Genomic DNA, 23,712 nt, shown 5'->3' with positions numbered 1-23,712 from the left:
CTAGTTTGAAAAGAGGGGTGTTTCTTCTGTTTAAATCCGTTGGGTTTAAACCATTATTTGTATGTATAGTTTTTGTTTTCTTGACCTTGGGTGTCCAAGCTCAAGATAACGAACAGCCACAGGATTCTACCCAGACTGGTGTGGCATTAGGTAAAATACTTTTGGAAAATCCGAATAGTATTGTTGCCAAATACCAATATGACCCAACCATAGATCGCTACGTTTACACAGAAAGTGTTGGCGAATTCAACGTAAACCATCCAATATTTTTAACACCGGAACAGTACTATGATCTGGTAAGAAAGGAAGGTATAAAATCTTATTTTAAAGAAAAGATAGATGCCTTTACGGGTAAAAAAGAAGGGAGCGAAGAAGCCCGTAAGAACTTGTTGCCAAATTTTTATGTAAACAATAATTTCTTTGAATCTATTTTTGGTGGCAATACTATAGAGGTTATTCCGCAAGGGTCTGTGGCCATGGATTTAGGTGTTATTTGGCAAAAAAATGACAATCCGGCGCTTTCTCCCAGAAACAGGACCAATCTGGCTTTTGATTTTGATCAGCGCATTAGCTTGAGTTTATTAGGTAATGTTGGTGAACGATTACAGGTTACAGCTAACTATGATACCGAAGCTACTTTTGATTTTCAAAACCTGGTAAAATTAGATTACACCCCAACAGAAGACGATATACTTAGAAAAATAGAAATTGGTAATGTTAACATGCCACTTAATAGCTCGCTTATTACGGGCGCGCAAAGTTTATTTGGAGTAAAAACGCAATTACAGTTTGGTAAAACTACGGTTACCGCAGTGTTTTCAGAGCAACGCTCACAAAACAATACGGTGGTGGCACAAGGTGGTGGTACCATTAATGAGTTTGCCCTAACCGCTTTGGATTATGATGAGGATAAACACTTTTTCTTATCCCAATATTTTAGGGATAATTATGATTCGGCACTACAAAACTATCCGTTTATCCAAAGCCAAGTGCAAATTACCCGTTTGGAGGTTTGGATAACCAATAGAACCCAACTAGTAACAAATGTTAGAAACATTGTAGCTTTACAAGATCTTGGTGAGGGTAGAATTGGGCCCAACGGGGAGGAACGTACCAGAATAGGTAAAGAAGGCACGCCACCGGCAAGTTTTTTTAATGTAAACGGTAATGGTGCTTTGCCAAGAAACAGTAATAACGATTTTGATCCGGCACAATTGGGTCAGGGTGGTGCCTTAACAAATGCCATTAGGGATATAGCAACGGTAGAGCAAGGTTTTAATGCGGCTGCATTAGGAGGCTATCAAATGAATCAAGGGTTTGATTATGCCATTTTAGAAAATGCCAGAAAGTTAGAAGTAGGTAGGGACTATGATTTTAATACCCAATTAGGATATATTTCTTTAAACCAAAGATTGAGCAATGATGAGGTTTTGGGTGTTGCTTTCCAATATACCTATCAAGGTAACGTATATCAAGTTGGTGAGTTTGCCAATGGTGGGGTAGATGCTACTACTGTCTCTGGTGGTGCTAATCCAATCATAGAAAATAATACGTTGATACTTAAGTTGCTTAAAAGTAACATTACCAATGTAGAAGATCCTATCTGGGATTTAATGATGAAAAATATCTACTCGACTGGTGCTTATCAGTTAAGCGAGGAAGATTTCAAATTAAATATTTTATATACAGATCCTACACCAAGAAATTACATAACTCCGGTAAATTCAGCTACGGGTTGGCCAAGTGGTCTTGAGGATCGTATTCTTATTAATGTGTTTAATCTAGATCGGTTAAATATTTATAACGATGTACAACCAGGTGGTGATGGTTTCTTTGATTATGTACCCGGTATAACCGTAGATACGCAAAACGGAAGGGTTATCTTTACCAAAGTGGAGCCGTTTGGTGAGTATCTTTTTAACTTGTTGGATTCAGGTGTAGAAGATTATAATCAACCAACAACTTACAATGAAAACCAAGAAAAATATGTTTTTAGGAACATGTATGCCCAAACCAAGGCAGCTTCTTTGCAAGAAGCAGAGAAAAATAGGTTTCAGTTAAAAGGTAGGTATAAAAGTCAAGGCAATAATGGTATTCCAATTGGGGCTTTTAACGTACCTCAAGGTTCTGTTAGGGTAACCGCAGGAGGTAGGCAGTTGCAAGAGGGTATAGATTATACGGTGAACTATCAGGCTGGTACTGTTCAAATCTTGGATCCAAGTCTTGAAGCTTCCAATACGCCAATAAATATATCTGTAGAGAACAATGCTGTATTTGGTCAGCAAACACGAAGGTTTACCGGTATAAATGTAGAGCATCAATTTAACAAAAACTTTGTATTAGGTGGTACCTTGTTGAATTTGAACGAAAGGCCACTTACACAAAAATCTAATTACGGTGTAGAGCCTGTAAACAATACCATTTTTGGAATAAACACCAACTTTAGTACAGAAGTACCTTTTCTAACGCGCTTGGCCAATAAGCTGCCCAATATAGATACGGATGTTCCATCTAATATTTCGCTACGTGGTGAGGTAGCCTTTTTAAAACCAAATTCACCCAAGAATGCAGATTTTCAAGGGGAAACAACCACATATCTAGACGATTTTGAAGGTGCGCAGGCTTTAATAGATATCCGTTCTTCATTAGGTTGGGCTTTGGCGAGCCCACCCGTAGAATTCTCTCAAGGGGTTCAAAATTTAGAGACCGGTTTTAACAGAGCTAAAATGGCTTGGTACACCATAGACCCTATTTTTTATACCAACCAGCGTCCATCTGGAATTTCAGATAGCGACATTTCATCCAATGCAACCAGAAGGGTATTTATTAGCGAGGTTTTTCCAGAGACAGATATAGCCCAAGGGCAGACCACCGTTCAAGGTACTTTGGATTTGGCTTATTTTCCTTCGGCTAAAGGGCCTTACAATGCAAATCCAAGTTTCACAGGGGCTACTCAAGATAATTGGGCCGGTATAATGCGCTCATTAAGTAGTACTAATTTTGAGCAATCCAATGTAGAATTTGTTCAGTTTTGGGTACTAGACCCATATGTAGATGGGGAAACAAGCAATACAAACGCAGGAGAGTTGGTGCTTAATCTGGGTAACATTTCTGAAGATATATTAAAGGATGGCAGAAAGCAATATGAAAATGGATTGCCTACGCCAACCAATACGGAGACCCCAAGACAAACCGTTTGGGGAGAAGTACCTTCTACGCAGGCTTTAGTTTATGCCTTTGATGCAGACGAGAACAGTAGAACCTTACAAGATATTGGTTATGATGGCTTGGATGACGCCGAAGAAGCTTCTATTTATAATGGCCCTGCAAATGACCCGGCTTTAGATAACTACCAGTACTATTTAAATAGGGAAGGTGGTATTTTAGAGCGCTACTATGATTATAACAACCCACAAGGTAACTCACCTGTTCAAGTAACCAATACCAATAGGGGGGCTACCACTTTGCCAGATGTAGAAGATGTAGATAGGGATTTAACCATGAACACGGTAAATAGTTATTATGAATACCGTATTCCGATAAAACCTAATACTACTATAGATGATGAATATGTAACAGACATTAGGGAAGGTCAGGCAACAGGAACTAGGGTTCCAGATGGTACACCTAGAAATTACAGATGGATTCAATATAAAATTCCGCTAACCGATTTTACCGATGCTATTGGGGGTATTTCAGATTTTAGGTCCATTAGCTTTATGCGAATGTACATGACCGGTTTTCAGGACGATGTTGTTTTGCGTTTTGCAACCTTGGATTTGGTGCGTGGCGACTGGCGTTCCTACACCAAAACCTTACAGCCAGGGGTAGATGATATTCCCGGAGATGATGGTACGGTTGCGGAAGTTAACACGGTAAATATTCAAGAAAACGAAACCAGGGAGCCCATTCCATATAAATTACCTCCAGGGGTGGTGCGTGAGCAACTGAACAACAATAACACAATTATCAATCAAAACGAACAATCATTGGCATTTACTGTTAAGAACTTAGAGTCTGGTGATGCTAGAGGTGTTTTTAAAAATCTTAATGTAGACGTAAGGCAATATGAGCGTATTAAAATGTTTATGCATGCCGAAAAGTTATTTAACACGGATTATTCTGATGATGCTACACCTTTAGTAGGTTTCTTGAGAATTGGTACGGATTTTTCTGAAAACTTTTACCAGATAGAACGTGCTTTGCAATTTACGCCTTATGGTACCACGGATTCTGAAGGCATTTGGCCAGAAGTAAACGAAATTGATATTTCTTTAGACGATTTAAACAAAGTAAAATCGCTTCGGATAGCACAGCGTAATGATGGTGTGCCTTTGAACGAATTACGTTTCTATGAAGTTATAGATGGTGTAGTCACGGAGGTAGATGAATTTGCACCACGTACCCTTGGTAGAAACAGGATAGGGATAAGGGGTAACCCCTCTTTTGGTAGCATACGTAGTATGATGGTTGGGGTTAAGAACATAGATGATTTGCCAGCTAGGGGAGAAGTTTGGTTTAACGAACTACGTTTGGCCGGGCTAGATAATAATGGGGGTTGGGCGGCCATTGCCGCACTAGATGCAAATATGGCAGATTTTGCAAATGTAAGCGCAACAGCCAGTACCAGTACCTCTGGATTTGGTGCTATTGACCAAATGCCAAACGAAAGAGCTAGGGAAGATGCAATTTCTTATGATGTGGTTACTAATGTTAATGTTGGGCAATTATTTCCTAAGAAGTGGGGGTTGCAATTGCCATTCAACTTTGGAATATCAGAAACGTTAATTACGCCAGAGTTCGATCCCGTTTATGACGATTTAAAACTTGATGACCTTGTGGCGGCCGCACCTACAGCAGAACAAGCGGAGCAAACACAAGAGCAGGCAGAAGATTACACCAAACGCAGAAGCGTTAATTTTATTGGTGTGCGTAAAAACAGAAGCGAAGAAGCTGAAGAAAATTTCTATGATATTGAGAATTTCACCTTTAATTATTCTTACAACAAAACCAGTCACAGAGATTTTGAAATTGCAGATTTACAAGATGAAAACGTTACTACAGGTTTTGTCTATAACCATAATTTTAAACCAGCACCCGTAGCACCATTTGCAAAAAAAGATTCATTGCTTACGGGTAAATATTGGCAATGGCTAAAAGAACTCAATTTTAACTTGTTGCCTACAAGCGTTTCTTTAAATGCCAATTATAATAGGTCTTTTAATCAACAAAGGTTTAGAGATGTTTTGGAACCGGGTGTGGAGGCATTGGATTTGCCATTGCTACAACAACGTAATTATTTGTTTAATTGGCAGTATGCATTAAATTACAGTATTACCAAATCACTTCGTTTAAACCTAACCGCTTCTAACAATAATATAGTAAGAAACTACTTTAATGTTGATGGGGACCAAGAATCTGGTGTTAACGAGTTATTGGATTTATGGGATGGGTTTTTTGATATAGGGGAGCCCAATAGACATGCCCAGCAAATGCAGTTGAATTATGAATTGCCTTTTGATAAGGTTCCGTTCTTGAATTTTATAAAGGCCCAATATACCTATACCAGTAATTTTGATTGGCAACGTGGAGGGGATGCTTTGGCAGAGGTGGCAAGAGAAGCACTAGGAGACCCAGAAGCGCAAATTAATACGGTGCAGAATGCCAATACGCATAATCTGACCGCAAATTTGACCATGCAACGTTTTTATGATTTCTTAGGATTGAAAAAAAGAGATGGAAAATTGCCAGTGGCACGAGCAAGTGTGTTAAGAAGGGATAAAGCAGGCAATCCAAAGGATGGTGCAAAAGATGAAAAACCAAAAGGTAAAACCAGCAAGGGTTTAAATGCGCTAATAGACTTTGTTACCATGGTTAAGCGGGTAAATGTTAACTATAGCGAAAACAACGGTAAGGTTTTACCTGGTTATACACAATCTATTGGGTTTATAGGTACGGCAAGGCCGTCCGTAGGTTTTGTGTTCGGTAGCCAAAGAAATGTTCGTTTTGAAGCGGCTAGAAGAGGTTGGTTAACCAACTTTACAGAATTCAATTCGCAATACATGCAAAACAATGTAAAGAACCTGAATATTACGGCAACTGCAAACCCTATTCCAGATTTAACCATAGACTTAACCGCAGATAGGCAAACAACCAATAGTTTGCAAGAAAACTATGTGCCAGACCTATGGCGTCAGGGCCAAACAGGCTTGGTAAATAGCTTTGGTAATTTTAGCATATCAACGGTAATGATTGGTACGGTCTTTAATAAAAGCGATGAGTTTGACTCTGAAACGTTTCAACAGTTCAAGGATAACCGTATAACTATAGCAAATAGAATTGTAAATGATCGTGGCGTTGTGGTGGCAGATACTGATGAAGACGGGTTTCCTAGCGGATACGGTAAAACTAGTCAAGATGTATTATTGCCAGCATTTTTTGCTGCCTACACCGGTCAAGATGTAAATCGTGTAAACCTAGATGCTTTCAGGGAAATTCCAATTCCAAACTGGAATTTAAAGTACACAGGTTTAATGAAGAACAAATGGTTTAAAAAGAAATTTAAGCGTTTTTCCTTACAACATGGTTATAGAGCGGCCTATAGCGTAAACTCTTTTCAGACTAATTTAGAACGGCAACAATTGCTTAAGGAAAATCAAGCGCCCATTAATGGTGAGACGGGGAATGTGCTTCCAGAGAATTTAATTGGCAACGTGGTATTAACCGATGAGTTTAATCCATTAATGCGAATGGATTTTGAAATGAAAAACTCCTTGAGCGTTTTAGCAGAAGTTAGAACGGATAGAACCTTGTCCTTAAGTTTTGACAACAGCTTGCTTACCGAAATTAACGGAAAAGAATATACCCTAGGATTGGGTTATCGCTTTAAAGATGTAAAATTTGTTACCAATATTGGCGGTGAGCGTACGCGATTAAAAGGAGATTTAAATTTAAAGGCAGACCTTTCCGTAAGAGATAATGTAACCATTATCCGTAATTTGGATATAGATAATAACCAAATAACTTCGGGTCAAGATTTATGGAGTATTAAGTTCTCTGCAGATTATGCATTAAGCAAGAACTTAAATGCCTTGTTCTTCTATGATCATAGCTTCTCTCAGTTTAAAGTATCTACAGCTTTTCCACAGACAACCATAAATGCTGGTTTTACTATTCGTTACAATTTTGGAAATTAATCCTATAACAAAATAGAATTAGCACATTTTTACTTTGAATAGCTAAGGAAAGGTTTAAATTTGTGTCGACTCTAAAATGAACAAAATGAATATTCCTTCAGAATTAAAGTACACTAAAGACCATGAGTGGGTTAAAATAGACGGAGACGTTGCTACCGTGGGTATTACCGATTTTGCACAAGGTGAACTTGGAGATATTGTATATGTAGAAGTAGAAACCTTAGATGAGACTTTAGATAAAGACGAAGTCTTTGGTACGGTAGAAGCCGTTAAGACGGTATCTGATTTGTTTTTGCCATTATCTGGTGAGATCATTGAATTTAATGAATCTTTAGAGGATGAGCCAGAAAAGGTAAACAGTGATCCTTATGGTGAAGGTTGGATGATAAAAATTAAAATTGCCAATCAAGATGAAGTGGCAAGTTTGTTAAGTGATGCAGACTATAAGGAAGTTGTTGGCGCTTAAGAAAAATATATATCTAATAGGATTAATAAGCTGGTTGGTGCTCATAACATCACTCAGCTTATTTTCGTTTTCAGATGGTCCTACTATAGGTGTAGATATACCTCATTTGGATAAAGCAGTACATTTTACATTTTACTTTGTAGCAACTATACTTGGCGTTTTTGTGGTACAAAGCAATTGGAAAAGAATAAATAAGAGAGCAATAATCTTTGTTGTAAGTATGGCTATACTATATGGTGCAGTCATTGAGGTACTCCAAATGTACATGGCTTTGGGTAGAGAAGGAGATTTTTTAGACTTTTGGGCCAATACGGCTGGGGCAACTTTGGCCGGTTTACTCACTCAAAGGTACCGTTCCCTAATTTCTACCTTAATTTGAGGCGGCAAATTGTTCATTATTTAAATATTTAGTTAAATTAGCCCAGAACGAAAAAATCAAAACAGATATATGGAACCGAAAAAGAATCCAAAAGCAGATGTAGGTAGGCATAGTGGTCTCTACTTTGTTATAGGTCTTGCTTTAGTTATGTTTTTAGTTTGGCAAGGTCTAGAGTGGAAAAAGTATGATGAGGTAAATGATTATGATATTGCCTTGAACGTTGAGGATCAATTGGACGAAGAAGTGCCAATGACCGAGCAGATAAAAACACCACCGCCACCACCGCCACCAGCTGCACCAGAGGTAATTGAGGTTGTAGAAGATGAGGAAGAAGTGGAAGAAACCGTAATTGAATCTACAGAAACTAGCCAGGAAGAAGAAATCATGGAAGTAGAAGAAGTAGAGGTAGAAGAGGTAGAAGAAGATATATCTGTACCTTTTGCGGTTATTGAAGATGTACCTGTTTTTCCTGGTTGTGAAAATGCCGGTGATAAGAAGGCTTGTTTTCAAGAGCAAATGCAAAAGCATATCCGTAAAAATTTCCGTTATCCAGAAATTGCCCAAGAAATGGGTGTTCAAGGTAGGGTAGCTGTAATGTTTACAATTCAGAAAGATGGTAGCATCGGTAACATTAGAATGCGTGGACCAGACAAAAATTTAGAGGCAGAGGCGTTAAGAATTATCAACAAATTGCCTAAAATGACTCCTGGTAAACAAAGAGGGCGTCCAGTTAAGGTTCCTTTTAGTATTCCAATTACATTTAAATTACAGTAGGTTAAAGCTACTTTAGTATACAAAAGCCCTAGAGAAATCTGGGGCTTTTTTTATGCCTTTTAGTTGAAATTCAAATTAATACTTAAACTACATTGCAAAAATAGGGCTACAAGCGTATCTTTGCAGGCCAATTTAAAGAGGAAAATGAAGTCCGCCGTAGGCATAATGAAGCAAACCACTTTACCCTTAGTTATAGCAGATTTTAAGGAGATTACTAAGGTAAGACTTGCTGTTAGTGTCGTTTTTTCTTCCATTGCAGGCTTTCTCTTAGGGGCAGATACCATAAATGTTTTACATATAGTTTTATTGGGCTTAGGAGGCTATTGTATGGTAGGTGCGTCCAATGCCTATAATCAGGTTATAGAAAGAGACCTTGATAGTTTAATGAATAGAACCAAAAACAGACCCATTCCCGCGGGTAGAATGTCTGTAGCCATGGCAATGACTATTGCGGTTTGTATGACATTGATGGGGATTTTGGTTTTGTATCAAATTAATGCGAAAACAGCCTTGTTTGGGGCTATTTCTATTTTTTTATACACTAGTGTATATACGCCATTAAAAACGATAACTCCGCTAGCGGTTTTTGTTGGTGCTATTCCGGGGGCAATACCATTTATGTTAGGCTGGGTTGCTGCTACCAATGAATTTGGAATAGAACCAGGTACCTTATTTATGATTCAGTTTTTTTGGCAATTTCCACATTTTTGGGCATTGGGCTGGATGCTACATGACGATTATTCCCGGGGTGGATTTAAAATGTTACCTACGGGTAAAAAGGATGAAGGTACTGCACTGCAGATAATACTGTATACCATTTGGATGATTGTGATATCTATTATTCCAGTTTTTGGTTTTACGGGTAAACTAACACTATCCATACCAGCAGCAATTTTAGTTTTTGCAATGGGAATGGTTATGTTGGTCTTTGGGTTAAAGTTATATAGAAATAAGGATAACGTGTCTGCAAGACGACTAATGTTGGCTAGTGTAAGTTATATTACACTTATGCAGATAGTTTATGTAGTAGATAAATTTATTTGAGGTAAAACGTATGGATTTAACACAGGGTTCTGCTAAGTTAAAAAATGCTAGGGCAAAAAAAATGATGCTTTGGTTTGGTATTGTAAGTCTAATTATGGGCTTTGCAGGTTGGACAAGTGCCTACATTGTTAGTAGTAAACGTAAAGATTGGTTAGAAACAGTAGAGCTGCCACAATTATTCTGGTATAGTTCCATAGTTATTGTTTTAAGTAGTGTTACTTATATAGTTGCTAAAATGGCCATTAAAAAAGGCAACAATGGTTTAACCACAATTGGTCTGATAGGTACACTAATTTTAGGGATAACTTTTATTGTATTACAGTTTTTAGGTTTTAATGAAATGATTGCGGAACATGGTTATCGTTTTACAGGGCCAACAAGTAATATAAAAATGTCTTTTATTTACCTTATTGCCTTTGTACATATTATACATGTTGCTGCAGGTATAATGTCCTTATTAATTGTGATTGTGAATCATTTAAGGGGCAGATATAGTAAAGAGGATTATTTAGGATTGGATCTAGGGGCTACCTTCTGGCATTTTCTAGATTTTCTGTGGATTTACTTGGTACTCTTTATGTACTTTGTAAAATAAATTGCCTTTCTAAAAGTTTTCCATTAGGAGGCTTTTAGAAAAGGGTAAAAGATGTATTTTTGCTAAAGTTTTATTAAAACGAAATTTTTTTATGGAAACAACGGTAACAACCGGTACGGAAGATGGTGTATGGGGTGGTGGCAATAAGCCCCTTGGTGCTAGCTACGGTAAAATGATGATGTGGTTTTTTATAGTGTCAGATGCTTTAACGTTTTCTGGCTTCTTGGCCGCATACGGATTCTCTAGATTCAAGTTTATTGAAACATGGCCTATTGCCGATGAGGTATTTACGCACGTACCGTTTTTCCATGGTAACTATCCTATGATTTATGTTGCCTTTATGACCTTTATTTTAATTATGTCTTCCGTAACAATGGTATTGGCGGTAGATGCAGGTCATAAAATGAAACAAAACAAAGTAATCATCTACATGTTCCTTACCATTATTGGTGGTGCAATTTTCGTGGGCTCTCAGGCTTGGGAATGGGCAACATTTATTAGAGGTGATTATGGAGCTTTAGAAACCAAAGGAGGCAGAATTCTACAGTTTGTAGATGCTGCTAATGATAATAAGCGAATTGCTATAGGCGATTTTGCAAAGTCTATGCCAGAAACAAGAGAACAACATACTAAAGATGCTGGTATCTGGTATATGGGAGAAAGTTCTTTGCCTTCATATTCTTTAAACGAAGTGTTGGCAGGATTAAAAGATAATCCTAATATATTGGTGCGAACGGAGCAAATTAATGAAGAAGGGCATAAAACTATTTTAAATCGTTCAGAGACCTTGGCTAAGGTAAACCAAGCGGTAAGAGTAGTAGAAGGTGCTAACTTGGTAAGAAATGAGTATGGCAGCCGCTTGTTTGCAGATTTCTTCTTCTTTATTACAGGATTTCACGGTTTCCACGTATTCTCAGGTGTGGTAATTAATGTGATTATTTTCTTAAATGTTGTTTTAGGAACATATGAAAGAAGAGGTCACTATGAAATGGTAGAGAAAGTAGGTCTTTACTGGCACTTTGTAGATTTGGTATGGGTATTTGTATTTACCTTCTTCTACTTAGTTTAATCACCGTACAACGTATTTAAAAGTATTAAAATGGCACACGAACATAAATTAGAAATATTTAGAGGTTTAGTAAAGTTTAAGTCCAACATACAGAAAATTTGGGGTGTACTTATTTTTCTTTCTATCATAACTGCGGTAGAAGTAATTTTAGGTATCTACAAACCAGATTTCTTTATGAAGACCTATATACTGGACATGAAACTATTAAACTGGGTTTTCATTATCCTAACATTGGTTAAAGCCTATTACATTGCTTGGGATTTTATGCATTTAAGAGACGAAAAAAGTTCATTGAGAAGAGCAATTGTTTGGACTCCTATTTATTTGATCATCTATTTGGTATTTATATTGCTTTTTGAAGCAACTTATATCTATGATGTATTTAAAAATGGATATCTATCTTGGAACTTCTAATTATGATATTTAAGAGTTAAAAAGGCGGTTTTAAAACCGCCTTTTTTTATTTTTGTAGTTAACTATTTGTCTGTGTTTATTGTACAGTTAGAGATGGACTCTGGTTAACTTTTTGCTATGAAAAAGACTTTTGTTCTATTTGTATTGTTTGTCTTACCAGTGGTGGCTTATCTCTTTTTTGCTACCGGGGTAAACAACTTTGGAAAATTACCCGTGCTTCAAGAAAATGTTACCAATATCAGTACTATTGATTCTGGTAAAACATTTACAGATAAGATATCCATACTTGTTTTTTTAGGAGAAAATATTTCCGATAAAAAGGGTATGATTTTTAATCTGAATCAAAAAATATACAAACGCTTTGCAGAGTTTACAGATTTTCAGTTTATCGTATTGGTAACTCCAGGTCAAGATAAGGAAGTAGAAGATTTAAAATATGAAATTGGTAAACTTTCGGATACCGATAAATGGAATTTTGTAGGGGCATCGCCGATGCAAATACAAAACCTATTTTCTAGTTTGGGTACTAAAGAAACCTTAAGTAATGATTATGGTACTCCCTTGGTTTTTATTATTGATAAAGAGGGTAATCTTAGAGGAAGAACAGATGATGAGGACGAAGGTGTTAAATATGGTTTTGATGCTACATCGGTGGCAGAATTAACAAATAAAATGATAGATGATGTAAGAATCATCCTAGCAGAATATCGTTTAGCTTTAAAAAAGAACAATGCCACAAGGGTCAAATAGCAAAAAGAAATACACCTACGTTTGGGTATCTACCATAGTTTTGATTTTCGGAATCTTTGCTGTTTATGAGATTACCAAGCGGGTTAAAGAGGGTACTGTAGTTCAAAACGATAGAATGAACGGTACTAGAATGGAAGAAGAACTGGCTTTCATTGTTAATAATGGAAAAAAAAGAAAGGTGCCGGCGTTTCGCTTTTTAAATCAAGATAGCGTTTGGGTAACCAATAAAGATTATTTGGGTAAAGTTTATTTGGTCGATTTCTTTTTTACCACCTGCCCAACCATTTGCCCTGTAATGACCCAAAATTTGGTTCAAATTCAAAACGAATTTAAAGATGAAGCAAACTTTGGCGTTGCTTCTTTTACCATTAATCCCAGGTATGATACACCGAAAAGATTAAAAGAGTATGCCGCTAAATATGGTGCCACAGATAAAGATTGGAATTTTTTAACTGGTGATCAAGAAGCTATTCATAAGCTGGCAAAAGAGGGGTTCTATATTTTTGCCAACGAAGTTGAAGACGCTCCTGGTGGTTTTGAACATAGCGGTATGTTTGCTTTGGTAGATAAAAATGGATATTTACGGTCAAGGGTGGATCAGTTTGGAAATCCACTAATTTATTACCGCGGCACAATAACAGAAAAACAAGGTGTAAATGCAGAGGGCGAAACGCAACAAATCACCATTTTAAAGGAGGATATTAATAAATTATTGAAGGATTAGATGAGTACGGTACAGATGAATGAAAAGAAGATTAAGGTGTGGATAACTGTCTTGTCCATACTTATCCCAGTTGTAGTGGCGGTATTGTTTATGTTTAAGATTCCAAATGTGGAACCTTTGTCTTTTTTGCCTCCTATTTACGCAACAATTAATGGTTTAACTGCAATTTTTTTAATAATGGCTGTAGTTGCCATAAAAAAAGGCAACCAAAAATTACATCAAAATCTAATGACAACCTGTATTGTGTTTTCATTGTTGTTTTTGGTGATGTATGTAGCTTATCATATGACATCGGATTCTACCCCCTTTGGTGGTACAGGAGCTATTAAAGCAATCTATTTATTTATCTTGTTAACACATATTGTTTTGTCTATAGCCATAATCCCTTTGGTATTAATTACCTACAGTAAATCTTATTTGGGGGATTTTGTTGCGCACAGAAAATGGGCCAGATTTACCTTTCCTATCTGGTTGTATGTTGCTGTTACAGGTGTTGTGGTTTATTTGATGATATCTCCTTATTATGTATAATACTAGATACTTAATACTCTTAGTTTTAGCGGTTTTTTTGGTGCTAATTCCAGAAACAGCCAATGCACAATGTGCCATGTGTAGAGCTGCCTTAGAGAGCGAGGCAGACAATAGCAGGGCCGAAGGAATAAATAATGGTATAGTTTATCTTATGGCTATTCCATATATATTGGTTGGAGGGTTATTTTATTTTATCTATCGTAAAATGCGTTCTACTACGGCATAAAAATTCAATTTTACTGTAACATATTGCAAATTGGTTAGTCTTATTGGTATACCCTAGGGTATTCATCAATCAAAAAAACCAATCAAATGTTAGACATCGAAAGATGGCAAGAAATCTTTGATACCTTACGTAAGAACAAACTCCGTTCCTTTCTAACAGGTATTTCCGTAGCCTCTGGTATATTTATTCTTGTAATTCTTCTAGGCTTTGGCCAAGGAATGCGTAATGGTATAGAGCAAGAGTTTAAACAAGATGCCGCAACTAGTTTGTGGGTATGGCCAGGTGTAACTTCTAAAGAACATAAAGGTCTTAATCCGGGTAGGCGTATAACCTTAACCAATGAAAATTATAACAAAGCCACAGCACTATTTCAAGAGGAGATAGAGTATGGCTCCTCACGTGTTTTTGTCAATAACGTAGCGGTAAACTATAAAAAAGAATCTTTGGTTTATGGCGTACAGGGTGTTTCTGCCAATTTTCAGTTCATAGAAAACGCGAAGATGATAGATGGCAGGTTCATTAATTATCAAGACGAAGCAACAACAGCAAAAGTTGCGGTAATTGGTAAAAAAATACGAACAGATGTATTTAAAGATGTTGCAACACCAATTGGAGAATATATAAAGTTATCCGGTATACCGTTTAAAATTATTGGGGTGTTCACGGAGTATGAAGACCGGGAAGAAGAGCGTATTTACATTCCTATAACTTCAGCCCAAAAAGTATTTAATGGTGGTGACCGTGTAAACAACATGTCTTTTACATTGCCCGCCAAAGATAATTTTGATGATGCCGTGGTAGAGGCCACGCGCTTTAAAGCCAATTTAAAATCTTTTTTACAACAAAGCCATACCATTGCGCCAGATGATACCAGTGGGCTAGAGGTCTGGAGTGCCATGGAGGAAGCAAAAAGGTACTACGGCTTAACAAATAATATAAAAATCTTTTTCTGGTTTGTAGGCGTGTGCACCATAATAGCGGGCGTGGTAGGGGTTAGCAATATTATGTTGATCGTGGTAAAAGAGCGTACTAAGGAAATTGGTATAAGAAAGGCCCTGGGCGCAAAACCTTGGTCTATAATAGGGATGATTTTGCACGAAGCCATTTTTGTTACCGCTATCTCTGGGTTTGCAGGGCTCATTTTTAGCATGGCGTTATTAGAAATTGTTGGTCCGCATATAGAGATTGACTATGTTTTGAACCCGTCCGTAAATTTTAATGTGGCGTTTACAACGGTGATTGTATTGGTAGTGGCAGGTACTATCGCGGGATTTTTTCCCGCATGGAGAGCGGCTAAAGTGCATACCATAGAAGCTTTAAGAGACGAGTAGGTATGTTTAACAAGGATCGTTGGAAAGAAATATTAGAAGTGTTGACCAGTAACTGGTTTAGAACTTTGTTGACTGCTTTTGGGGTATTCTGGGGCATTTTTATTCTCATTGTTTTACTAGCGGCCGGTAAAGGTTTGGAAAATGGTATTAAACAAGACTTTGGAGATATTGCCACCAATACCATGTTTATGTGGACAAGGAGAACTACCAAGCCTTATGAAGGTTTGCCTAAAGACCGCAGGTTTAATTTTAAGGTTGGAGACGTTACTGCAATAAAAGACAATGTATCTCACTTGCGGTTTGTTTCGCCAAGAAACCAATTGGGTGGCTTTGGAGGAAACAACAATGTAGTAAGAGGTCTAAATACAGGAGCCTATAATGTTTATGGGGATTATCCTGAAATAATAAACCAAGATCCAATGACGGTAACTTCCGGAAGGTTTATTAATCATAATGATATCCGCGAAAAACGAAAGGTGGCCGTTATTGGTTTGGGTGTTAAAAACGAATTATATGCCAAAGGCGAGAAGGTGTTAGGAACCTATATAAAAATACAAGGTGTTAATTTTTTAGTTATAGGTACCTATAAAAAGAATTCCAGCAATGGTAATGAAGAAGGACAAAAAGAAATATTTGTACCCTTTACGGCTTTTTCGCAAGCATTTAACATGGGAGAAACTGTAGGCTGGATGGCTATTACCGCTCAAGACGGGTATTCCATTTCGGTTTTAAAAAATCAGATTATAGATTTAATGAAAGCCAACCATAAAGTGCATCCAGAAGATAGCAGGGCAGTGGGGCATTTTGATTTATATGAACAATATAGAAGGGTAGAAAGTCTCTTCTCTGGCATTAGATGGATAGCGATTATCGTAGGAACTTTTGTCTTGCTTTCTGGAATAATAGGTGTAAGTAACATTATGCTAATTGTGGTAAAAGAACGAACCAAAGAAATTGGGATTAGAAGAGCGTTGGGCGAGTCACCTTGGAGTATTAAAAAGCAGATTTTAATGGAATCTATATTTCTTACACTTATTTCTGGGATGACGGGTATCATCTTTGGGGCGTTAACCATTTACGGTATTAACGCATTATTAGATAGTGTTGGGCCAGTAGATATGTTTATGAATCCTAGTGTAAGCGTCAATGTGGTTGCAGGAGCACTTGCTGTATTAATGTTTGCAGGCCTGTTAGCGGGTTTTTTACCTGCCAATTCGGCCATCAAAGTTAGACCTATAGAGGCGTTAAGAACAGAGTAAAGAATAATCAATCAAAAATAAATAGTAACCAATGAAAAAATCGATAACCATATTAATTCTAGCAGCCATTGTTTTAGGTTTTGGGGGTGCTATGTACTATTTGTACCAAAAAAATGCAGAAGACCCAATAGTGTATAAAACTGAGGAGCCGAGTAAACAGACCATTGTTAAAAAAACAGTAGCTACAGGTAGTATTTTGCCTTTAGAAGAAGTGCTTATTAAACCTAATATTTCCGGAGTAATAGAAGAAGTCTTTGTAGAAGGTGGAGACTATGTAAAAAGTGGCGATTTGCTGGCTAAGATAAAAGTGGTGCCTAATTTAAGTGCGGTAAATGATGCTAGGGATGCTATTGATAGGGCAAAGATAGATTTAGATGATCAGCGCAGAAATTATGAACGCCAAAACAGCCTTTTTGAAAAAGGAGTGATTTCTAAAACTGATTTGGAGCGCGCGCAAGTAGCCTTTGATCAAGCTAAGCAAACCTATAATGCGGCAAATAAAAGGTACGACATTATTAAAACAGGAACGGCCAGCGGTTATGGAAACGAAGCAAACACTTTAATTCGTTCAACGGTCAATGGAATGGTTTTGGATGTTCCTGTAGAAAAAGGAAATCAAGTAATAGAAAGTAACAATTTTAATGAGGGTACAACTATTGCTGCTATTGCAGATGTTGAAAAAATGATTTTTGAAGGTAAGGTAGATGAATCTGAAGTAGGTAAAATCAAAGAAAATTTACCTTTAGAGATTACCGTAGGGGCCATAGAAGACCAAGTGTTTGATGCTGTATTGGATTACATAGCACCAAAAGGGGTAGAAGAAAATGGCGCCATACAGTTTGAAATAAAAGGAACTTTGACCAAAAGCGATACTACCTTTATTAGAGCTGGTCTTAGTGCCAACGCCTCAATAATCTTGGCCAAAGCAGATAGCGTACTAGCTTTAAAAGAAGCACTAGTCCAGTTTGATGATGCAACAAAAGAACCCTTTGTAGAAATTGCCGTAGGAGACCAAAAGTTTGAAAAAAGACCAGTAGAATTAGGTATTAGTGATGGTATTTACGTAGAAGTAAAAAACGGCATCCATGAAGGTGATCAAATTAAAATTTGGAACAACGTGGAAGAGGAAATAGGTGAGCGTTAATACTTTAACACAATTTTTAGATTCGCTTTGTAACAAATCAACTTTTCAATAGTCAAATAGCAAAAGCTAGCCAAATAGCAAATTAACCAATCATGATAGAAATTAAAGATCTTCATAAATCTTATAGAATGGGTAGTAATTCACTACACGTTTTAAAAGGAATCAATTTTAGTGTAGAAGATGGTGAATTAGTTGCCATAATGGGTTCTTCAGGATCAGGAAAGTCTACTTTATTAAACATTTTGGGAATGTTAGATGGGGCAGATAGTGGTGAATATAATTTAGATGGTGTTCCTATCAAAGACCTTAACGAAACAAAAGCTGCACAATATAGAAATAAGTTTTTAGGGTTCATCTTTCAATCTTTTAACCTAATTAATTATAAAACGGCTGCGGAAAATGTGGCATTGCCTTTATACTATCAGAAAGTGGGTAGAAAAGAGCGTCAAGATAAATCAGTAGCCTATTTAGAAAAGGTTGGTCTTAAAAATTGGGCGCATCATTTACCTAGTGAATTGTCTGGTGGTCAAAAGCAGAGGGTGGCAATTGCAAGGGCATTGGCCGCGGAACCTAAAGTACTTCTGGCAGATGAGCCTACAGGAGCTTTGGATAGTAAAACCTCCTATGAGGTAATGGATTTGATACAGAAAATCAATGACGAGGGCAATACTATTTTAGTAGTGACCCACGAACCAGATATTGCAGAAATGTGCAAGCGAATAGTTCACCTAAAGGATGGTGTAATCGTAGAGGATAAAAAGGTAGAACAAGTTAGAGCCGAACAGTATGTTTGATAGAGACGTTTGGCAAGAAATCTTTAATACCATAAAAAAGAACAAGCTTCGTACGTTCTTGACTGGTTTTTCTGTTGGATGGGCAATTTTTATATTGGTAATGTTACTTGCCTCAGTTAATGGTATGCAAAATGGGTTTTATACCCAATTTAATGACGATGCCAATAATTCAATTTTTGTTCGTTCTGGTGTAACCTCTAAAGCGTATGGCGGTTTTGAGGCCGATCGTAGAATTCAGTTCAAAGATGATGATATTGCATACATAAAGGCCAGTTTTCCAAAAGATATAGAATACATAAGTGGTAGGTATAGGGCAAGTACAACGGCAAGATATAAAAGCGAAACCGGTTCTTATTCCGTACAAGCGGTGGCTCCAGACCATCAAATGATTGAAAAGACATTGATGATGTCTGGCAGATATATTAATGAAGCCGATTATATAAACAAGGCCAAAGTGGCCGTAATTGGTAGAAAAGTGGCCGAAGACCTCTTTAAAAAGGAAGACCCAATTGGAAAGTTTGTAGAGTTTAATGGATTACCATTTAGGGTTATTGGTGTATTCACGGATGAAGGAGATGACAATGCAGAACGGGTTATCTATGCGCCAATGACTACTTACCAGAGAATTTATGGCAATACCAACCTCATAAACTCTATAGCGCTTACATATAATCCAAATTATGACTTAACGGAGGCGTTAGAATTTTCTGATCGTTTAGAGATATTGATGAAAAGGAGGCATGCCGTGCACCCAGACGATCAAGCGGCAATTGGGGTTTGGAACTATGCTCAAGCATTTGATGATATAAGTAAGTTCACGGCAGTATTAAGGTTTATAGGTATTGGTGTGGGGTTTTTAATCTTGATAGCAGGTATTGTGGGTATTGGTAACATCATGGTATTTACCATTAAAGAGCGTACTAAAGAGATAGGCATTCGTAAAGCGTTAGGGGCAAAACCTAGCCAAATAGTGAACTTGGTTATTCTAGAATCTGTATTTATAACCGCTATTTCTGGTTTCGTTGGGTTACTATTTGCTTGGATTATCCTTGCCATAATAGGACCTACCATACAATCTCCTGCATTTAGCAATCCTAACGTAAGTCTTGGGGTTGTAGTAACGGCAACCATTATTCTAATTGTTGCCGGTGTATTGGCAGGGTTGCTACCTGCTATGAAAGCAGCAAAAGTTAAACCAATTGTAGCATTAAGCGATAAATAGTTATGTGGTTATTTGATAGAGACATGTGGTCAGAAATATTTCATACGTTGGGGCAAAATATGTTCCGTACGTTCCTGACCATGCTAGGGGTGATTTTTGCTATGATTATTTTGGTTTTGCTATTGGGTTCTACCAATGGTATGAGCAATGGATTTGATAAGATTTTTGCCGGTACGGCTTCTAACAGTCTTTTTGTTTGGGCCCAGGCAACTTCAGAACCCTATAAAGGATTTGAGAGAGGTAGAAGAATTCAATTTAAAATAGAAGACGCAGAAATCCTTAAAAAGAACATTCCAGAAATTGAAGTGTTGGCCCCTCGGATAGAATTGGGTTCTCATAGGGGTGTGGTTTCAGTTTACAGAAAAGGCCGTACCAGTGGATCGGCAGTTTATGGAGATTTTCCGCAGATAGATGAAATCACTAAAAAGAAGCTGGTAGAGGGCCGGTTTTTAAACAAAAGTGATATTGATGAAGCTAAAAAAGTCTGTGTTATTGGGGAAGAAACGTATGAATTGCTTTTTGACAAAGGAGAGCAGGCTATAGGTACGGAATTAAGAATCAATGGAGTGTTTTTTACCATTGTGGGCATGTATAAGCCAAATGACAACATCAACATTGATGGAGAAAATGCGGTATTTATACCTTTTACCACGTTTCAAAAAGCGTTTGGTTCTGGTAATCGTATGGGGTGGATGGCCATTGCCGTAGATGCCAACACAAAAGTTTCTTTTGTAGAGTCGCAAATAAAAACCCTACTTAAGAATAAATACGATATAGCCCCAACAGATGAAAGAGCTATTGGTAGTTTTGATTTTTCTGAAATTTTCAGCAATATCTCTGCCTTTACCACTGTGCTTAAAGGTTTTTCGTTCTTTGTTGGCCTGTTTACCCTGTTAGCAGGGGTTATAGCCATTAGTAATATACTACTAATAACCGTTAAGGAACGTACTAAAGAAATTGGGGTACGTAGGGCCATGGGGGCAACACCTAAGATAGTAAAACGGCAGATCGTGTTAGAAGCAATTGTATTAACTGCCTTTGCAGGTTTAATCGGTTTCGCTATTTCAATAGGTATTCTTTCGGGTTTAAATGCGGCATTTGGCTCCGGAGAAGATTTTCCTTTCGTGAATCCAATGATAACCATACCTCAATTTACCATATCCTTTGTGTTAATGGTAGGGCTAAGTGTACTTATAGGATTAATACCAGCCAATAGAGCATTAAAAATTAGGCCAATAGAGGCACTAAGAGAAGAATAAAAATCAAAATAACTAATCAAATACAAAAAGTAATACAATGAACAAATTTGTAAAATACGGTTTAGTAGGGCTAGGGGTCGTTGTAATCCTTGGCGCAATCGTGGTTTTCTTAAAGCAGAACAGTAAACCAAAGCAACTGTTTAAAACAGAGACCGTAGAGAAAAAAGATATTACCAATAAGGTTATTGTTACCGGTAAAGTAATTCCAGAAGACGAAATTGAAATTAAACCACAAATCTCTGGAATCATAGAAAAAGTCTATTTAGAAGAAGGGGCTAAAGTTAAGGCCGGAGAATTAATTGCGGTGATTAAAGTAGTTCCTAACGAACAGTCTGTATACCAAGCAAGAGGTAGGGTTAACAATGCAAAAGTAGCATTGACCAATGCCGAGACCGATTATAAAAGGAACAAAACCCTATTTGATAAGGGCGTAGTGTCTGCGCAAGACTTTCAGAATATTCAATTAGCTTTTGATCAAGCCAAATTGGAATTGCAAAATGCACAAAACGATTACCAGATAATTCTTAAAGGATCTGCCGGTGGTTCTTCAAGTGCAAACACGAATATTAGAGCTACTGTTAACGGTACTATTTTAGAGATTCCGGTAGAGGAAGGCGATCAAGTAATACAAAGTAACAACTTTAATGATGGTACAACCATAGCAACGATAGCAGATATGGGTAAGATGATATTTGAAGGAGAAGTGGACGAAGCTGAGGTAGGGAAGCTACACGTGGGTATGCCCTTAGAAATTAGCTTAGGCGCTTTGGAAGAAAGTAAATTTGATGCCAAACTTAAATTTATTGCTCCTAAAGGTGTTGAAGAAGAAGGAGCGGTTCAATTTAAAATTGAAGGGGATTTGGTAGTGACCGATAGTATGAACATCCGCGCAGGATACTCTGCAAACGCTTCTATTGTTTTAGATGAAAAGAAAGATGTAATGTCTATAAAAGAAGCACTTTTACAGTTTGATAAGGATACGGAAAAACCTTATGTAGAGGTAGAAACCGGAGAAAACCAATACGAACGTAAGGATGTAGAATTGGGTATTAGCGATGGAATTGACGTAGAAATTGTTTCTGGTTTAAGTGAAGGTGACAAAATTAAAGTTTGGAACAAACTAGAAAAGAAATCTACGGATAATTAGGCCAGTTGATAACTGATTTAAGAAACCATAAAATCAAAAAACGAATGAAATTTAAAATAGCTATACTAACACTTGTAGGTGCCGTGAGCATGGCTTCGGCACAGGTTAAAAAATGGACCTTAGAAGAGTGCGTTACCTATGCCGTAGACCACAACATAACCGTTGCCCAATTGGAGTTGGATTTGGAAAACGTAAAACTTGAGAAATCAGACGCAGTTGGTAATTTGTTGCCAGATTTAAACGGCCAAGCCTCTTTATCTGGAAATACCGGTTTAATACTGGATCCAACTACTAATAATCTGGTATCCGGTACTATTTTGTCTTCTTCCATGAATATGACATCTAGTGTAACCCTGTTTAACGGATTGAGAAATTATAACAACCTGAAAAGAGCAAAGATGAATGCTCTAGCATCACAATATCGTTTAGATGATTTAAAAGATGATATTCGTTTGAACGTTGCCAATGCTTACTTGCAAGTGTTGTCCAATAAAGAAGCCTTAAAAGTATCAGAAGCGCAATTTGTAGTAACACAACAAGACTTAAATAGAACAAAAGAATTGGTAGAAGCTGGTGTTGTACCTAAGGGAGATTTGTTAGAGATTGAAGCAACCGCTGCCTCACAAGAACAACAAATAGTAAATAATGAGGCCTTAGTACTCATTTCTAGAATTAGTCTTGCCCAATTATTACAAATAACGGATTACGAAACGTTTGATATTGCTGATGAGACCTTTGAAGTGCCACCAAGTGATATCTTACAACAATCTGCCAAAACAATTTTTGACAAAGCCTTGACCTTTAGGAACGACATAAAGTTGTCTAAGGCAAATGTTGAACTAGCAGAGAAAGATGTAGAGATTGCTAAAGGAGCATACATGCCAACTTTAGGAGCTTTCTTTAACTACAATACCAGATATTCTGATCAGAACAGAAACCCATTTACTGGTGAAGATGTAAAGTTTGTAGACCAATTATGGTTAAACGATGGTATTTCTTACGGTGCACAGTTGAATGTACCAATATTTAATGGATGGAGTACCCGTAATAATGTAAAACGTTCTCAGATTAGCTTGGAGCGTATAAAATTGCAATACGAGCAAGATAAGCTAGATTTAGAGGCTACTGTACAGCAAGCTTATGCAGATGTAAAAACTTTTGGAAAATCTTATGAGGCCGCACAAAAAACTTTGGAGGCAAGAAGAACCGCTTTTCAATATGCAAAAGATCGTTTTGAGGTTGGGTTAATGAATAGTTTTGCTTTTAGCCAAGCACAATCTCGTGTAGATGATGCAGAAGCAAACGTAATTAGAACTAAGTACGATTATATTTTTAGAATTAAGATTCTAGAATTTTATTTTGGTTTACCAATACAATTGAACTAGGTA

Annotated in this window: 20 protein-coding genes; all 20 read left to right on the top strand. The window is 37.2% G+C overall.

Annotation, left to right across the window (positions count from 1 at the left end):
* Positions 1-5 precede the first annotated feature (5 nt).
* The 20 genes from sov to ACXAGS_RS09280 all read left to right on the top strand — a co-directional run bounded on the left by sov (position 6) and on the right by ACXAGS_RS09280 (position 23,709).
* The gene (gene sov, locus ACXAGS_RS09375) at positions 6-7,196 is read left to right on the top strand and encodes a T9SS outer membrane translocon Sov/SprA (protein ID WP_474906295.1); all 7,191 of its coding nucleotides are present in this window, start codon (positions 6-8) and stop codon (positions 7,194-7,196) included.
* 85 nt (positions 7,197-7,281) lie between these two features.
* Positions 7,282-7,662 carry a glycine cleavage system protein GcvH gene (gene gcvH, locus ACXAGS_RS09370; RefSeq protein WP_474906294.1) on the top strand — a complete coding sequence of 127 codons (381 nt, stop codon included), beginning with the start codon at positions 7,282-7,284 and terminating at the stop codon, positions 7,660-7,662.
* Complete coding sequence (locus tag ACXAGS_RS09365; RefSeq protein WP_474906293.1) at positions 7,631-8,041, top strand: VanZ family protein; 411 nt, start codon at positions 7,631-7,633, stop codon at positions 8,039-8,041. The genes gcvH and ACXAGS_RS09365 overlap by 32 nt, the downstream gene beginning before the upstream one ends.
* Positions 8,042-8,110: 69 nt before the next feature.
* The gene (locus tag ACXAGS_RS09360; protein ID WP_474906292.1) at positions 8,111-8,815 is read left to right on the top strand and encodes an energy transducer TonB; all 705 of its coding nucleotides are present in this window, start codon (positions 8,111-8,113) and stop codon (positions 8,813-8,815) included.
* 144 nt (positions 8,816-8,959) lie between these two features.
* Positions 8,960-9,859: a heme o synthase gene (gene cyoE / locus ACXAGS_RS09355; protein ID WP_474906291.1), complete on the top strand. Its 900-nt coding sequence runs from the start codon at positions 8,960-8,962 to the stop codon at positions 9,857-9,859.
* A 10-nt stretch (positions 9,860-9,869) separates the two neighbouring features.
* The gene (locus tag ACXAGS_RS09350; protein WP_474906290.1) at positions 9,870-10,454 is read left to right on the top strand and encodes a cytochrome c oxidase subunit 3; all 585 of its coding nucleotides are present in this window, start codon (positions 9,870-9,872) and stop codon (positions 10,452-10,454) included.
* Between the two features lie 91 nt (positions 10,455-10,545).
* Positions 10,546-11,523 (top strand): cytochrome c oxidase subunit 3, encoded by a 978-nt coding sequence (locus ACXAGS_RS09345; RefSeq protein ID WP_474906289.1) that lies wholly within the window; start codon positions 10,546-10,548, stop codon positions 11,521-11,523.
* A 30-nt stretch (positions 11,524-11,553) separates the two neighbouring features.
* Positions 11,554-11,937: a cytochrome C oxidase subunit IV family protein gene (locus tag ACXAGS_RS09340; RefSeq protein ID WP_010518462.1), complete on the top strand. Its 384-nt coding sequence runs from the start codon at positions 11,554-11,556 to the stop codon at positions 11,935-11,937.
* 117 nt (positions 11,938-12,054) lie between these two features.
* Entirely contained in the window at positions 12,055-12,687 is a 633-nt protein-coding gene (locus ACXAGS_RS09335; protein ID WP_474906288.1) for a hypothetical protein, read from the top strand.
* A complete protein-coding gene (locus ACXAGS_RS09330; protein ID WP_474906287.1) occupies positions 12,668-13,411 on the top strand; it encodes an SCO family protein in 744 nt (247 codons plus the stop codon). The genes ACXAGS_RS09335 and ACXAGS_RS09330 overlap by 20 nt, the downstream gene beginning before the upstream one ends.
* Complete coding sequence (locus tag ACXAGS_RS09325; protein ID WP_474906286.1) at positions 13,412-13,942, top strand: DUF420 domain-containing protein; 531 nt, start codon at positions 13,412-13,414, stop codon at positions 13,940-13,942.
* The gene (locus ACXAGS_RS09320; protein WP_474906285.1) at positions 13,935-14,168 is read left to right on the top strand and encodes a hypothetical protein; all 234 of its coding nucleotides are present in this window, start codon (positions 13,935-13,937) and stop codon (positions 14,166-14,168) included. Before ACXAGS_RS09325 ends, ACXAGS_RS09320 begins: the two co-directional genes overlap by 8 nt.
* Positions 14,169-14,254: 86 nt before the next feature.
* A complete protein-coding gene (locus tag ACXAGS_RS09315) occupies positions 14,255-15,499 on the top strand; it encodes an ABC transporter permease (RefSeq protein ID WP_474906284.1) in 1,245 nt (414 codons plus the stop codon).
* A 2-nt stretch (positions 15,500-15,501) separates the two neighbouring features.
* Positions 15,502-16,758 carry an ABC transporter permease gene (locus tag ACXAGS_RS09310; RefSeq protein WP_474906283.1) on the top strand — a complete coding sequence of 419 codons (1,257 nt, stop codon included), beginning with the start codon at positions 15,502-15,504 and terminating at the stop codon, positions 16,756-16,758.
* Between the two features lie 31 nt (positions 16,759-16,789).
* Entirely contained in the window at positions 16,790-17,902 is a 1,113-nt protein-coding gene (locus ACXAGS_RS09305; RefSeq protein WP_474906282.1) for an efflux RND transporter periplasmic adaptor subunit, read from the top strand.
* A gap of 92 nt (positions 17,903-17,994) precedes the next feature.
* Positions 17,995-18,696, top strand: coding sequence for an ABC transporter ATP-binding protein (locus ACXAGS_RS09300; RefSeq protein ID WP_474906281.1), 702 nt, complete (start codon positions 17,995-17,997; stop codon positions 18,694-18,696).
* Positions 18,689-19,918, top strand: coding sequence for an ABC transporter permease (locus ACXAGS_RS09295; protein ID WP_474906280.1), 1,230 nt, complete (start codon positions 18,689-18,691; stop codon positions 19,916-19,918). Before ACXAGS_RS09300 ends, ACXAGS_RS09295 begins: the two co-directional genes overlap by 8 nt.
* Positions 19,919-19,920: 2 nt before the next feature.
* The gene (locus ACXAGS_RS09290; protein ID WP_474906279.1) at positions 19,921-21,177 is read left to right on the top strand and encodes an ABC transporter permease; all 1,257 of its coding nucleotides are present in this window, start codon (positions 19,921-19,923) and stop codon (positions 21,175-21,177) included.
* Positions 21,178-21,214: 37 nt separating this feature from the next.
* A complete protein-coding gene (locus tag ACXAGS_RS09285; protein WP_474906278.1) occupies positions 21,215-22,324 on the top strand; it encodes an efflux RND transporter periplasmic adaptor subunit in 1,110 nt (369 codons plus the stop codon).
* A gap of 44 nt (positions 22,325-22,368) precedes the next feature.
* Positions 22,369-23,709 carry a TolC family protein gene (locus ACXAGS_RS09280; RefSeq protein ID WP_474906277.1) on the top strand — a complete coding sequence of 447 codons (1,341 nt, stop codon included), beginning with the start codon at positions 22,369-22,371 and terminating at the stop codon, positions 23,707-23,709.
* Positions 23,710-23,712 lie beyond the last annotated feature (3 nt).

The sequence above is a fragment of the Croceivirga sp. ABH4_376 genome, assembly GCF_056160685.1.
Note: the sequence above shows the minus strand (reverse complement) of the source record. Positions and strands in the feature narration are given on the sequence as shown.

Bases quoted from the DNA above. Each gene is read 5' to 3' on its own strand.
- ACXAGS_RS09315 (WP_474906284.1), top strand. From the start codon at position 14,255: ATGTTAGACATCGAAAGATGGCAAGAAATCTTTGATACCTTACGTAAG.
- ACXAGS_RS09325 (WP_474906286.1), top strand. From the start codon at position 13,412: ATGAGTACGGTACAGATGAATGAAAAGAAGATTAAGGTGTGGATAACT.
- ACXAGS_RS09365 (WP_474906293.1), top strand. From the start codon at position 7,631: ATGCAGACTATAAGGAAGTTGTTGGCGCTTAAGAAAAATATATATCTA.
- gcvH (WP_474906294.1), top strand. From the start codon at position 7,282: ATGAATATTCCTTCAGAATTAAAGTACACTAAAGACCATGAGTGGGTT.
- ACXAGS_RS09280 (WP_474906277.1), top strand. From the start codon at position 22,369: ATGAAATTTAAAATAGCTATACTAACACTTGTAGGTGCCGTGAGCATG.
- cyoE (WP_474906291.1), top strand. From the start codon at position 8,960: ATGAAGTCCGCCGTAGGCATAATGAAGCAAACCACTTTACCCTTAGTT.
- ACXAGS_RS09310 (WP_474906283.1), top strand. From the start codon at position 15,502: ATGTTTAACAAGGATCGTTGGAAAGAAATATTAGAAGTGTTGACCAGT.
- ACXAGS_RS09285 (WP_474906278.1), top strand. From the start codon at position 21,215: ATGAACAAATTTGTAAAATACGGTTTAGTAGGGCTAGGGGTCGTTGTA.
- ACXAGS_RS09335 (WP_474906288.1), top strand. From the start codon at position 12,055: ATGAAAAAGACTTTTGTTCTATTTGTATTGTTTGTCTTACCAGTGGTG.
- ACXAGS_RS09290 (WP_474906279.1), top strand. From the start codon at position 19,921: ATGTGGTTATTTGATAGAGACATGTGGTCAGAAATATTTCATACGTTG.
- ACXAGS_RS09340 (WP_010518462.1), top strand. From the start codon at position 11,554: ATGGCACACGAACATAAATTAGAAATATTTAGAGGTTTAGTAAAGTTT.
- ACXAGS_RS09330 (WP_474906287.1), top strand. From the start codon at position 12,668: ATGCCACAAGGGTCAAATAGCAAAAAGAAATACACCTACGTTTGGGTA.
- ACXAGS_RS09360 (WP_474906292.1), top strand. From the start codon at position 8,111: ATGGAACCGAAAAAGAATCCAAAAGCAGATGTAGGTAGGCATAGTGGT.
- ACXAGS_RS09295 (WP_474906280.1), top strand. From the start codon at position 18,689: ATGTTTGATAGAGACGTTTGGCAAGAAATCTTTAATACCATAAAAAAG.
- ACXAGS_RS09320 (WP_474906285.1), top strand. From the start codon at position 13,935: ATGTATAATACTAGATACTTAATACTCTTAGTTTTAGCGGTTTTTTTG.
- ACXAGS_RS09305 (WP_474906282.1), top strand. From the start codon at position 16,790: ATGAAAAAATCGATAACCATATTAATTCTAGCAGCCATTGTTTTAGGT.
- ACXAGS_RS09300 (WP_474906281.1), top strand. From the start codon at position 17,995: ATGATAGAAATTAAAGATCTTCATAAATCTTATAGAATGGGTAGTAAT.
- ACXAGS_RS09345 (WP_474906289.1), top strand. From the start codon at position 10,546: ATGGAAACAACGGTAACAACCGGTACGGAAGATGGTGTATGGGGTGGT.
- ACXAGS_RS09350 (WP_474906290.1), top strand. From the start codon at position 9,870: ATGGATTTAACACAGGGTTCTGCTAAGTTAAAAAATGCTAGGGCAAAA.